At 61.8% G+C, this 12,094-nt stretch carries 11 protein-coding genes and 1 pseudogene; 7 read left to right on the top strand and 5 right to left on the bottom strand.

What is annotated here, in order from left to right; all coding sequences use genetic code 11:
• Positions 1-7: 7 nt before the first annotated feature.
• Both ACZBJS_RS12620 and ACZBJS_RS12615 read right to left on the bottom strand, forming a co-directional pair.
• Entirely contained in the window at positions 8-1,357 is a 1,350-nt protein-coding gene (locus ACZBJS_RS12620) for a DUF3100 domain-containing protein (RefSeq protein WP_463438755.1), read from the bottom strand.
• Between the two features lie 243 nt (positions 1,358-1,600).
• Complete coding sequence (locus ACZBJS_RS12615; RefSeq protein WP_168857377.1) at positions 1,601-2,194, bottom strand: GNAT family N-acetyltransferase; 594 nt, start codon at positions 2,192-2,194, stop codon at positions 1,601-1,603.
• Between the two features lie 190 nt (positions 2,195-2,384).
• On the opposite strand from ACZBJS_RS12615, the gene ACZBJS_RS12610 reads away from it, so the two are divergent.
• Positions 2,385-4,001, top strand: coding sequence for an AMP-binding protein (locus tag ACZBJS_RS12610; RefSeq protein ID WP_463438754.1), 1,617 nt, complete (start codon positions 2,385-2,387; stop codon positions 3,999-4,001).
• A gap of 171 nt (positions 4,002-4,172) precedes the next feature.
• On the top strand, positions 4,173-4,382 hold the full coding sequence (locus ACZBJS_RS12605; protein WP_463438753.1) for a hypothetical protein: 210 nt from the start codon (positions 4,173-4,175) through the stop codon (positions 4,380-4,382).
• A 259-nt stretch (positions 4,383-4,641) separates the two neighbouring features.
• Here the strand turns inward: ACZBJS_RS12605 and ACZBJS_RS12600 are convergent, their stop codons facing one another.
• Together ACZBJS_RS12600 and ACZBJS_RS12595 are read right to left on the bottom strand one after the other, a co-directional pair.
• On the bottom strand, positions 4,642-6,018 hold the full coding sequence (locus ACZBJS_RS12600) for a SagB/ThcOx family dehydrogenase (RefSeq protein ID WP_463438776.1): 1,377 nt from the start codon (positions 6,016-6,018) through the stop codon (positions 4,642-4,644).
• 92 nt (positions 6,019-6,110) lie between these two features.
• On the bottom strand, positions 6,111-8,306 hold the full coding sequence (locus ACZBJS_RS12595) for a TOMM precursor leader peptide-binding protein (protein ID WP_229190277.1): 2,196 nt from the start codon (positions 8,304-8,306) through the stop codon (positions 6,111-6,113).
• Here ACZBJS_RS12595 and ACZBJS_RS12590 point away from each other — a divergent pair.
• The 4 genes from ACZBJS_RS12590 to ACZBJS_RS12575 all read left to right on the top strand — a co-directional run bounded on the left by ACZBJS_RS12590 (position 8,220) and on the right by ACZBJS_RS12575 (position 11,498).
• Positions 8,220-8,600: a hypothetical protein gene (locus ACZBJS_RS12590; RefSeq protein WP_244558677.1), complete on the top strand. Its 381-nt coding sequence runs from the start codon at positions 8,220-8,222 to the stop codon at positions 8,598-8,600. The genes ACZBJS_RS12595 and ACZBJS_RS12590 overlap by 87 nt on opposite strands.
• A gap of 715 nt (positions 8,601-9,315) precedes the next feature.
• Entirely contained in the window at positions 9,316-10,185 is an 870-nt protein-coding gene (locus ACZBJS_RS12585; RefSeq protein ID WP_463438752.1) for a VOC family protein, read from the top strand.
• Between the two features lie 642 nt (positions 10,186-10,827).
• Positions 10,828-11,079: a C40 family peptidase gene (locus tag ACZBJS_RS12580; RefSeq protein WP_057016389.1), complete on the top strand. Its 252-nt coding sequence runs from the start codon at positions 10,828-10,830 to the stop codon at positions 11,077-11,079.
• 164 nt (positions 11,080-11,243) lie between these two features.
• Positions 11,244-11,498: a hypothetical protein gene (locus ACZBJS_RS12575; protein ID WP_141340215.1), complete on the top strand. Its 255-nt coding sequence runs from the start codon at positions 11,244-11,246 to the stop codon at positions 11,496-11,498.
• A gap of 3 nt (positions 11,499-11,501) precedes the next feature.
• Here ACZBJS_RS12575 and ACZBJS_RS12570 read toward each other — a convergent pair.
• Positions 11,502-11,849 (bottom strand): annotated as a pseudogene (locus ACZBJS_RS12570) (TetR/AcrR family transcriptional regulator); the annotation flags it as partial.
• Here ACZBJS_RS12570 and ACZBJS_RS12565 point away from each other — a divergent pair.
• A complete protein-coding gene (locus ACZBJS_RS12565) occupies positions 11,843-12,073 on the top strand; it encodes a hypothetical protein (protein ID WP_456783405.1) in 231 nt (76 codons plus the stop codon). The pseudogene ACZBJS_RS12570 and the gene ACZBJS_RS12565 overlap by 7 nt on opposite strands.
• The last annotated feature ends 21 nt before the right edge of the window (positions 12,074-12,094 follow it).

Here is a 12,094-nt window from a genome sequence, read left to right as displayed (position 1 = left end):
TCGTGGGTTAGCGATGGAAGAATTCGGCGATCAATGTCGCACCGAAAAACGTGCCCGCCGCAGCCGTCAGCGAGACCACCACGATACGCCAGCTCAGCTTCCTGAAGATCGGAAGATCCTTAGCGACCGAGAAGCCGGCGAGCGTCAGCACAGGGGTCGTGAAGGCGAGGAAGTTCAGCTTGTCGACCGAGCCGATCATCGCGTTGGAAAACGGCAGCAGGCCGGGAATGCCGAGCACAGTCGTGACCACGACCAGGACAAGGATGTGCGGCACTTTCGGCAACAGACGGGCAACGACGTCGACCAGCAGCACGACCGCGAGCACGACCAGGAGACCCGCCCCCGTGTCCAGCAGCGGAACCTTGTAGGTGAGCGAATTGCCGATCAGGACGCCGCCGGCGACGGTGATCCAGGCCAGCAGCGAGTCGGAGAAGCCGAACGTGCCGTGCTTTGTCTCGCTGGCGCTGGCGATCGAGGGCCCGAGGTCTTCCGACGTGAAGTTCGAGAGCCGGCCGAGCACGGGCTCCAGCCTGTCGTACAGCCAGGAGCACGCCGGTAGCGAGAAGAACAGGGCGAAATAGAAGCCGAGCACGGCGGTCATCAGGTTCGCCGCCGAGGCGATCGCAATCAGTTCTTTCGCTATCTCGGGAGGATTGTGGCCGTTGATGGTGCCGATCGCGGCCGCCATCATGCTGCCCGAGCCGACGCCAGCGCCCATCGCGAGCGACCGCGGATCGAAGATGTGCAGGCTGGCGACAAAGCCGGCCAACAGCGCGATGAACAACGCACCGAGCACGGTGCCCGTGATGTACTCGGCCAGCACGCCGCGCCCCTCGGCGGAGTTCATGCCGTATTTCTCGCCGATGATCACCATGTTGCCTTCACGGCCGATCGAAAACGTCGCGCCGACCGCTTCGCGCTTGACGCCGAGCAGGAGCGCAATCGGCAGGCCGAGGACGAGCGTGCCGAAGGTGTGCCCGAGCTCCTGGAAGATCAACGCCCAGCCTGCCTTCTGCACCTCCGGCAGCGCGCCGCCGACCGTGAATGCCATCTTGATCACGAACAGCAACAGGCCCGCGTTGAGCAGTTGTCCCGCATAGGTCTGCAGGCTCGGCCCGATCCGCGCGGCGGTAGGTAGATAACGCGCTGAGAGGCTCCATGCGGCCGCAATCAGCAGCGCCCACACCATCGGTTGAAGCAGCACCTTGCCCGGTCCGATCTGGAACTGGACGATCCCGACCGTCTCAGCGACGGCAACGATGATCAGAACGGCAACGAACAGCGTGAGCTTGCCGGTGCTTGCGGGATTGACCGCCGGGGCGGCCAGGTCTGCGGAAGGCGAAGAGGTCGATGTCATGATGCTGGACACCTTGGGAAAAGGATTGCGAGGCAATGCGGTGAACGGTGAACAACCTGCCCGCGCAGCATCAGGGAGAAAGCAGCTTGCATCAATGATCGTGTCATCCTATTTCCGTTGCATTTTTTGCAACGTTGGCAGAACGCAGATCCGACCGGCGAAAGCCGGCATGACCGCGACCGTTGCCGTCATGGATGCAAACGGTACGAGGACGGCGAAGCGATTCCTCGGCCAGTCCTCGTGCTACTCGATCGCACCGGGCGCACCGCCCGGTTCGAGCTTCTGCACGTCCGCCACATTGACGCCAAGCACGACGATGTCGTGCGTCTTGCCCTGAAGGTCTTTCACCTGATCGCGCAACAGCGCCTCGGCTCGGAAGCCGAGTGCCTCGAAGATCGTGATCGCGCGGGTCTGGTCCGACGTCATCTGCACGGTCAGGCGTTCCAGGCCCATCGACAACGCGAGGTCAAAGGCCTCATTGGAAAGTGCCCGTCCGATGCCGGTGCCACGTACATGCGAGGAGATCACGGTCCTGATCTCGCCGACATGGGCCGACCACGACATGGGGTCCCGCACGATTGTGCCGCACCCCACCACGATGTCGTCCTTTACCACCAGCAGGCTGACGATCGAGCCGCGCTCGATCTCCTTGATCCATGCCGACAGCACCTTCGGCTCACGGATATTCCGCGGCAGGAAAAGCATGTCGTGCACGGCAAGCGCATTGGCAAATTTCCGGACGGCGGCCTCGTCGGCAGGCCCCATCAACCGAAACTCGACGTCCCCGCTCTCGAAGTTGACGCGACGCGGATAGGATCGCATCTTGATGGTCCTCATGCAGATCACTCGCTCAATCGAAATCCAGACTTCGCCGCAACCAATTTGCGGGCTCTGCGGCGTTTCTTCCTGCAGTCCTGCACGCGAGAGCCAGATCAAGCAAGCCGAGCGCACCGATGTCCGAATATAACCCCTGAGACGGCCTGTTTGCACCTTTCCGAACGACGATGAGCACAAGAGCTTGTTGCCAATGACCAATACAAACCCTTCCAGGGACATCGACGAACGTCCGCTTCACGAGATGCTCCGCAACCATGCCCGCGAGCGGCCGGAAAAGCCGGCCTGCATCTGGTATGGCCGTGCCATCACGTTCCTCGAGCTCGATCGCGCGAGTGATGCATTCGCGGCGCGCCTGCAGCAGCTCGGCGTCGCCAAGGGCGAGCCGGTCGCGCTGTTCATGAACAACTGTCCGCAATACCTGATGGCGCAATACGGCATCCAGAAGATCGGCGCCATTGCCTCGCCCTGCGGGGCGCTGAACAAGGAGCACGAGCTCGCCTACCAGCTCGACGATCTCGGCGCGCGCGTGATCGTCGCGGCCGAACCGCTCTTGCCGATCGTGGCTCAGGTCCGTGACAAGACCAGGCTCGAGCATGTCTTCGTGGTCCGCTACCCGGACCTGCTGCCCGAGCGGCCGCCGATCGGCGTTCCCGACGAGCTGTTCGCATCCGGCTCCGGGCCGGCCGGTACGGCCGGCGAGATCGAGGACTTCCTCGCCGTCACCGCAAGCGGCGCGTCGCCCCGCGATGTCGCGATCGACATGAACGATACGGCGCTGATGATCTACACGTCGGGCAGCACGGGTCGGCCCAAGGGGGCGATGCTGTCCTATCGCAACGTCATCTTCAAGACGGCCGCGACCGTGACGTGCAACGGGATCGGCGCCGAGGACGTGCTGCTCTCGATCGCGCCGCTTTATCACATCGCCGGCATGGTGATGGGCGTCAATGCACCGGTCTATGCCGGCGCGACGTCCGTGCTGCTGTACCGGTTCGATCCGCTCGTAACGGCCCAGGCGATCGACCGCTATCAGGTGAGCTGGTGGTACAGCGTCGCGCCGATGAACGTCGCGGTCACGCAGCTCCCGAACATTTCCGACTTCAGGCTGAAAAGCCTCCGCGTCAATCCCGTGACCAGTTTCGGCATCGACTGGACCGAAGCGCTTGCGGGGCAATGGCAGGCCGTCGCGTCGAACTGCGAGAGCTTCGAGGCGGCGTACGGGCTGACCGAGACCCACACGGTCGACACTTTCATGCCGCGCAACGCAATCCGCTGGGGCACGCATGGCAGGCCGGTGCCCGGCAACGAGATCCGGATCGTCGATCCCGACTCCGGCACGGACATGCCGGCCGGCGTCCCCGGCGAAATCGTGATCCACGGCCCGGGCGTATTCAAGGGTTACCGCAATCGTCCCGACGCGACCGCGGAAGCGCTGCGCAATGGCTGGCTACACACCGGCGACATGGGCCGCCTCGATGCCGACGGCTATCTGACCTTCATGGGGCGCTTCAAGCAGATGATTAAGGTCTCCGGCTACAGCGTCTTCCCGGAAGAGGTCGAGTCGATCCTGAACAAGCACCCCGACGTGGCGGCGTCGGCCGTGATCGGCGTGCCCGACGCAACCAAGGGCGAAGTGGTCAAGGCCTTCATCGTCCTGGCGCCGCGCGCCGAGCTGGACACCGCCCAGCTCGCGGCATGGGCGCGCCAGAACATGGCGCCTTACAAGGTGCCGCGCGATGTCAGCTTCGTGACCGAGTTGCCGCGCTCACCGGCCGGCAAGCTGTTGCGGCGGCTGCTCAAGAACTGACGCAAAGCTGCCCGACCGGCCGATGGCGCGCGCTGGAAATCCCGATCAGCTCATGTCCTAAAATCACTCCCAACCTGGTCCGACGGCACCTTTTCGGGGCTCGATACCCATGTTTGGCATGCCTCTTTGACCCGACGATTCATCGGCAAAGACCAAATTGCAGCCTGCGACATGTTCAGTTACGACGACGAAAGCTCGAGCATCAAGTACCGGCGACGTATGAAACGGATGATCGAAGCGCTCAGCAGAGAACTGACGCTGCAAGGCATTATCGGTAAAGGTCGCGGACTGACGCGTCTCCTGGACAGAATGAAAGACTTTCGTGCGCCGAGCGACCTTGCCGGCCGCCAAAGAACCGGCACACAGACCCTCGGCAGATAGGCACTTCGAAGACTGAAAGCTGTCATCTTGTTGGTATTGCTGTTGGTATCCGCAGCAATCGGCAGCTAAAACTATTGCAAATTCAATTCGTTATGCCATTAGGCGATTGCCGGCCAGGGGCACCATTCAGCGCAGCCGTAGCCGACAAGCCATCCGCACGAAGGCTCGCCCCGGCGTAGCCCGAAGGGCGAAGCCGAATCCCGCCGCTGGGCGCCATTCGCGTGCGATCCAGGCCGTAAACATTCGAAAGACCTCCCCTTTAGCTAGAGGGGGCCGGTTTCCTGCCGCGTCCGAGCGCGAATTGACCGACCGGGCCCTCCACGTGGAATTCAAGCCCCGTCATTTTTGCAAACAGATCGATGTTGCAGGTGCCGATTGCGCAGCCACCAAGGCCCATGTCGGTCGCCGTCAGATAGAACGTCTGGATCAGGTTGCCGACGTCCTTCAGGATCAACGAATATGCGATTGAGCTGTATTTCCAGGAGATCCGCCCAAAGCGCGCGGCGATCGTGATCAAGACCTGCGGTGGACCGGATGCGTCCATGGCAAACTCGGCCGCCGTAGAAAGCGCTTGGAGTTGTTGGGCGGAGGTGTCGATCGCGACAAGCGCGTGGCTGCCCGCGTCATAGTGGTAAAGTCCACGTGCAAGCTCCCCGCAGTTCAAGACCGCCAAGTATAGTTCCAGCTCATACGCGCCGCCTGCCGACGGATAGGGTCTTGCGCTGTAGGTGACCTCGGGACCGCCGTCAAAATCTGCGCCGATCTTCCATTCCGACAGCACGCGGGCTGTCGTGTCGAGAAACTGCGCGAGCTCGGCGAGCGTGACCGGATGCTGGTCGTCGAAATCTCGTATTGAATGGCGTTCGCGCAACAGCTTCGCGAAGTGCGAGACCGACCCCGACGTGGAGAATTTGCCGAGGTCGATCTTCTTGCCGGGCCAAGGCGGGCGCACCGCGGGTAGCGGTGGAACGACGCCCGCATGGGTGAACGCGCCGCCAACTGGATTGGTGTGCCGGCCCTCCGTGCTCCTCGTATGAAACACGAGATCGTGGAAGTCCCAGAGAACGAGATTGCCGTCGCCTTCATTCACCCGAAGGCCGTCGCCGTCTTTCGCATTGAGCCTAATCAGCATCTTGCTGTCGAGCAGCAATCCGAGCAGATCGAGGTTCGCGGAGGCCGCATGGCGGCGAAGCTCGCTGATCTTCTGAGGCCGCGACAGGGCAGCGAGGGTGGCAGCGATGGCGGGATCGAAAATCCGAAACAGCGCGCCGGCGCGCGGTGATTCCAGCACCATCTCGCTGCCGCGCCGGCGCAGATAGGCGAAGCGCGACAACACAATGGTATCACCGCTCCCCAGCTTTGCGCGTTGTGGCCAGTATTCGGCGACCTGCGGCTCGATGACCACGAGGTCTTGCTCGTCACGCGGAGAGCATAAGCGGTATTCGAGAAGTCCATGCCCTGCCAGTCGCCGCACGAGGGCATGAACCTGCCTCGCGAGGACGCCTTTGCCCGCAAAGGAGGCGAGCGGCAGGCCGCTGGTGAGATGTCCCGCACGGTCGACCGCTGCCGCGCTGAATTGTCCCAGATTGATCGAGTAGCCGCCCAAACCTGCAGCGATGCTTCCGTCCGCCTGCATGTGAAGGGAGCAACGACCGTTCAATCGGGCGACGATGACGGGTGCGATCTTCCTGAGCTTCGTTTTCCGGAAGTTGCGCAACGAGCCAGCCTTCAGGTGTGTGGAAGGAATGGCGTGAGCTCGCTTTCCAGTCGCGGACGATTCAGCAATCCGAGCTTCATCGGAACATCGTAAAGTCGGCCGGGCGCGAAGCGGCGATAGAAATGTCGCAACCCCGGAACGAGCACTCTGACGACGGGCACCTGGACATCGGGCCGCGTCTGGTCGAGCACGAGGAAATCAAATCCCGCGCCGGTGGCAATCTCGATGCAGGCATTGACCTGGTCGCGCGCGTTGTCGTGAACCTTGAGGCTCGGCGCCGACGGCACGATCGGATTGTCGCTGGGGATCAGGAACGGATAATCGTCCAGTCGCAGCGGCGTGACACCGTCCAGCGTCGGCTTCTCGCCACTTCCGCCGCCCATCATGCCAATCGACATGAACTGGGTCAGTTCGGTGAGGGAACGCAGCAGGGCTATGCGGCGATCGAAATGCGAGCCGGAACCGAATTCGATATTTTCGTGTCCGTTCTGCATCCAATGAATGATCGCCACGTAAGAGGGAATGCCGAGATCGCTGGTGATGTCGAGCACCCAAAGCCTGCGCCCCGCATCGGCAAGCTGGGCTTGCAGATCCCGCACATAGGGATCTTCGAATTGCGCGAGGTCGACTTCTGCACGTTGCAGCCGGTTGTACCACCAGATCGCGTAGGCATCGCGTTCGACCAGTTCGAGGAAGCCTTGAACGATGGCTTCCTCCCGGGTGTTGCCGGCCGCGCATCCGTTGGAATCGGTGTGGAAGCCGCCATAGAAGAAGTACAAGAGGCCCGTTGGAAGATGTTTGAAACGCTTGTCGCGTAACGACCAGACCGGCGACCACTCCGTCTTGGTCGAGGGATCGAGCGGCTCAGGCACCAGATGTGAATCGTCCGGCTGCGAGGTATGTCTGTTTTGAAACTGCGCGTCGCTGAAAAGCTGTACTTCGTTGGGAAGAAGAGCGTCGCCGGGAGCGAAATCGACAAAGCGGCGCTTCGTCCTGATCTCGTCCCCCTGGAAAATACCCGAATAGCGCTCGATCGCCTCCATCAACGCGCTTGCCTCGCCCTGCTCGGCTGTGGAGCCCTTGCCGAAGCTGCCGCCGCTCAATCCGGATCTGAGCTGGTCGACGTTCCAGGCCGGCGCCGAGAAATTGTGGTAGGCGAAAAAATTCGTGTTCATCGGCAGATCGGCCTCGATCCGCTCGAGCCGTGAGACGACGCCGGTCAGCGGACTGACGTGCTTGCGGAACCGTGCTACGGTGGCTCGCGACGTCACGGCGCGATAACCGCCGCTGGTCATGACGAGCTTTCCGCCCTCCGCGATCTCGATCGGCGCTGCCGCCCGGCGCGGACTCTGCAGCTTCCTGCTGCCGCAGGTAGGACACTGCGGGCGTCGCGCGACGTAATGCTTGGCAATGACGGCACCGGTCAGGTCGAAGCTTGCGATGTGATCGCGCAGATCGGTACGAAATCCCGAGGCAATCGCTTTTGCGATTTCAACAGCAGCGAAGTGGATGCCGATTTGTCCGACGGCGTCGCCGACCAGGGGCGATACGGCGACCACCTGCGCCGCTCTGCGATCGAGAAATCCCTTGATCTCCCGATTGCGTATCATGCGATCGAACAGGCAAGTCCAGCAGGCGCTCTCGCCCGGCTTGAACACGGGTCCCACCAGCGGAAACACGCCGGACGGCTGCGCCAGCAGCCAGGGCGTCCCATCGCCAAAGCGCTTTCCGTTCAATTCGACGAGCCGCCGGTCGAGATAGTCGTTCGCCAGTGTGATCGTGAGCTTGGGCGACCGCTTGGTGATCCGAACACCGAGCTTGCTCAAGGCCGCGGCAAGTTCGTTGGCGCCTTTGACATCGATCGCTTCGACCCGCACGGGGCAATCGCGGAGATTCTGTTCTGCGACCTCGGGGGGGAGGCCGAGACTCGCCCAATATCCATCGACGGCGCCTGCGAACGCGTGCGGCGCGCCGCTTACAACATATCGGCGCTCCAGCAGCCGCCTGATCGCTTCCTCGATCTTGTCGGCGGGAAAATTCTTTGAGAGCTGCCGAACGATCTCTGGTGCAGCCTTACCATTTTTGCCGATCGCCGCGGCCACCGCACAATAGAGATCACCATGCAGGAAGAATTTGCGGTTCTCGGAGTAGAGGCAGACCACATCGGGAGGAATCACATAAGCGGTAAAGTTCGGCGCGAATCGCAAAATGCCCTTGCGGCTCTGCCTCGCGGTGCGGCTCTTGCCATTGACTGTCATCGGGGCGGCACGCTGATCCTGTTGCTGTCACTTCCGATCGCCGGCGCGCGGCGAACCATTGGCATTGCGCGACTTGTGCGCCGCGTTCGGCCACCGGCGTTCTGCGAGCAATTTGGATCACACTCGCCCACCGTCGGCAAGCTGATCAGCCAGGCGCGGCGAATGCATAACGAAGCAAAAATTTGGCCGGGTCGTTCGGGCGCCCGGCCAATAAAATCGCGACGTGTCGACGCCCAGCGCTAGCACCAGCGGCAGCGGCCCCAGGATGCACAGCAGCCTGCGCATGTGACCAATGGCACGCCTACGCCGATCCAACCAACGCCGCAGCCGCCACATCCACCGCAACCGACACCGCAGCGGCAGCCTCTGCAGGCCCTGCATCCTCCGCAACCCCTGCAGCCTCCGCAACCTCTGGCGCCTCCGCAGCCACGGCAACCACCGCATCCCCGCGCGAGCAGCACGCGGCCTCCGACGCTTTCATCGTCGATGAGATTGAGGTGGAAGGTGGCGAGACTGACGTCGGCGAGTTCTTCCTCACTGAGCGTCGTCATATGGCCCGGCGCGAAGTTCGGCTTGTGTTGAACGTCGCCGGAGGGCACGGCGGAGGCATATGCACTGCCCGCGAGCGAAAAAGTCAGACCGGCTAATCCCAGCGCCGGTACCGCGGCGTTGGTCGTTCGCTTCTTTCTCGAAGCTTGCTTCGCCCGCTGCATGGCCGCATCCTCCCAGTTTGGAAGAAAGGACTTCCGAAGCACCATCTTACGCCGAGCGAACGAGGCAGACAAGAATTACGATATACACAAAATGTAATAGAGCTCGTTCTGATTGCATTCATCTTCATGAACGATATCGCGCAATTTGGTCGATTAAATCGAGAATCCGCGCCCGTGGAGCGGATTGCAACGGGTGCAATTTGATGCAGTGCGCAATCGTCGGTCCGCTTGAAGGGGAAATTAGCTTGGTCGATCAACTCGGACGCTTCGCTTGGTATGAGTTGCTGACGACGAACATGTCGGCAGCAGCTGATTTTTATGGCAAGGTCATCGGCTGGGCGGTGGAAGATGCGTCGACTCCGGAATTCGCCTACACGCTGCTTACTGCAGGCGACGCCCCGGCAGTTGGACTCATGCATCTCCCGGAAGAAGGGCTGCGATTGGGAGCCAGGCCGAGATGGGTCGGCTACATCGCCGTCGACGACGTGGATGCGAAAGCCGTGCAGGTCCGCCGTCGTGGGGGCGCCATTCTGATAACGCCGACCGCCAGCAATATTGGCCGAATTTCGGTGGTCGCCGATCCGCAAGGAGCGACGTTTGCATTGGTTTCCGGGCCGACATATGGCCAACGGCAGTCCGGCGGATTGGACGAGCCTGGACGCGTGGGCTGGCACGAGTTGCTGGCTGAAGACCGGAACAAGATCTTCCCGTTTTACGGCGAGCTTCTTGGCTGGCAGAAGGCTCACGCTGAAACCGGGCCGGCCGACCTGTACGAATTGTTTTCGGCGGCCGGCCAGACGATCGGCGGAATGCTCACCAAACTTCCGAGCGTATCGCAACCCTGCTGGCTCTATTACTTCAATGTCGACGACATCGGTGCGGCTGCCAAGCGCGTTGATGCTGGCGGAGGCCGGGTCCTCCAAGGTCCAATCGAGTTGCCCGACGGTTGCTGGATATTGCGATGTGCCGATCCCCAAGGGGCTCTATTTGCGCTACAGGGAGCTTGGGATCAGAAAGGCACTGAGCGACCCTCCGCCTCGGAACTCAATTGGTCCGCCAGGTGGGGTGATGTCGCTTCGCAGGGCAAATTGGTCCTTCACAAGACCAAGCGATAGGTCGGAAACGTTTCGACCTTGTCCGCAGCAGAATTATACAGGTATTTAAATTAGGTAGATTGCGCATTTGTATTCTGAATGGTGCACCACGCTTCGCCTTTGCAGGCTTCGCGTGGCGCGGCAAAGGCGAAGCGTGTCCGGCGAAGCTCGAGCAACGCGAAAGCGAAGACGGACTGTTTACAATCACCACACCGCACTGACTCAAGATCGGCAGCCGATCCTAGGCTGGCCGGCTCGACAACGCGTCGCTGTCCGAGAGCACAACCGCGGTGATCAAATTAGCAGCCATTGCGCGGACCAAGCCTGACGTCTTCGGCAGTGTCGCGGCCGCCTGACGGGACGTACCGGCCATATTTTGGCCATAGCCCGTTTCTTAAACGCCTGCGCGGGCCATGCCCCGCCTTCGTTATGCGTCGCCTGACCGATGCGGTCGCTTCGCAAGCCAATCGCAGATCATCGCTGCGCTTCCCCCCACAACATGGATGGTCTGCCAACAGCAAGAAGGACTTTGTAATGCGTAAACTTCTCGCCGCTGTGGCGGTTCTTTTGGCGTTCGCTTCAACTGCCGAAGCCCGCGGCCGTCACCATCACCATCGGCACTCTGCACATTCCGGTCGCCCAGCTGCGTGGTGCGGCTGGTTCATGCGCACCCAGGTCGGCAGCGATCCCGGTCCGCAATTCAATCTGGCCCGATCCTGGGCAAGCTACGGCACCAATGCCGGCGGCCCCTCGGTCGGCACCATCGTGGTTTGGCGTCACCACGTCGGCAAGATCGTGGGTCAGGAGAACGGCCAGTGGATCGTGCAGAGCGGCAACGACGGGCATGCCGTGCGCACGCGGCCGCGCTCGCTGGCTGGCGCCATCGCATTTCGAAATGCCTACGCTTCGTTCTAAAGCGCGATGAGATTGGGTCGAATCGTCATCGCGCTTTGGCCTCTTGTTTGAGCATGATCTTTTTCGGAAGACCGCTGCGCACTTTTCCGGATGATGCTCTAGGGAACCTCGACGCTTCAGCTGACATGCGAGCTTGCGACAGCCGGGCGGTATACGAACCGTTCATGATCGCACCTTACGCTGCAGCAGGGTTTCGCCCTGAAGCCCTCAGACGGGCGCCGTCATCTGTGTTGACCAGATGGCGGCGCCTTTTTCAGGAGCCAATTGGCTTGCCCCAGAAGTCGAAAAAAGTTGCGACGGCCGCTCAGACTGTTTCTTACTGGTCGGCCGCTTACGTCAGTCTCTGCAATGGCGTGACGGTTTTCGCTGTGACCGGCGGCGTGCTCGGGTTTCTGCTGGTCGCCAAGCACTATCTGTGAACTTCAGCGCTTTCCGAGACTCCTCAGATCGCGCAGAACATGTCGACCATGGCGTCGGCATAGGTCGCGATCTCGGCGGGCGTTCGCGGGCTCTCGGAAAAATCCTTGCCCACCGTACTTAGCGTCGTCGTGATCAGATCGCCCGCCGTCGCGCACCGCGCCGGACGCTTTCGGCAACGCCTCGCGCATGAACGCTTCGACGATGCGCTCGCCGGATGCCCGCGCCTCGCGCGCCTCGGGGGCATCGCGATAGAGCGGCGCGGCATCGCTCAGCGCGACGCGTACCGCGGCTTCCTCGCATTCGGAGCGGATGAAGGCGTGCACCAGCGAACGCAGCCGATCCAATGGCGGCCAAGTCGGCGATCAACATTTCCGACGATGCGCTGCTGAAGGAGATGTTCAAGGATTGGGGGACGTTTCAGACCCGGCTGGCGCAAGCCATCGAGAAGAAGTCGCCAAGCGACGTCAGGCAGACGCTCGAGCCCTGGCTGAAGCGCAATAAGGACTTCATGAAGCAGCTGCTCGTCGAAACCCAGGGCAAGGTGGAGAAGCTGCGGCCGCCGGAGGCCCGCTAGAGCACAAGGAGCGCAGATCCG

It is taken from the genome of Bradyrhizobium sp. KZN70725 (genome assembly GCF_055264925.1).
The sequence above is the reverse complement of the archived record's forward strand: the minus strand, read 5'-3'. Positions and strand labels throughout refer to the sequence as shown.

What these genes read in the sequence shown, in the direction of transcription:
- ACZBJS_RS12615 (WP_168857377.1), bottom strand. Translation starts at nt 2,194, where the DNA reads ATGAGGACCATCAAGATGCGATCCTATCCGCGTCGCGTCAACTTCGAG.
- ACZBJS_RS12605 (WP_463438753.1), top strand. Translation starts at nt 4,173, where the DNA reads ATGTTCAGTTACGACGACGAAAGCTCGAGCATCAAGTACCGGCGACGT.
- ACZBJS_RS12580 (WP_057016389.1), top strand. Translation starts at nt 10,828, where the DNA reads ATGCGCACCCAGGTCGGCAGCGATCCCGGTCCGCAATTCAATCTGGCC.
- ACZBJS_RS12575 (WP_141340215.1), top strand. Translation starts at nt 11,244, where the DNA reads ATGATCGCACCTTACGCTGCAGCAGGGTTTCGCCCTGAAGCCCTCAGA.
- ACZBJS_RS12590 (WP_244558677.1), top strand. Translation starts at nt 8,220, where the DNA reads ATGCAGGAAGAATTTGCGGTTCTCGGAGTAGAGGCAGACCACATCGGG.
- ACZBJS_RS12620 (WP_463438755.1), bottom strand. Translation starts at nt 1,357, where the DNA reads ATGACATCGACCTCTTCGCCTTCCGCAGACCTGGCCGCCCCGGCGGTC.
- ACZBJS_RS12600 (WP_463438776.1), bottom strand. Translation starts at nt 6,018, where the DNA reads ATGCAGGCGGACGGAAGCATCGCTGCAGGTTTGGGCGGCTACTCGATC.
- ACZBJS_RS12610 (WP_463438754.1), top strand. Translation starts at nt 2,385, where the DNA reads ATGACCAATACAAACCCTTCCAGGGACATCGACGAACGTCCGCTTCAC.
- ACZBJS_RS12565 (WP_456783405.1), top strand. Translation starts at nt 11,843, where the DNA reads ATGGCGGCCAAGTCGGCGATCAACATTTCCGACGATGCGCTGCTGAAG.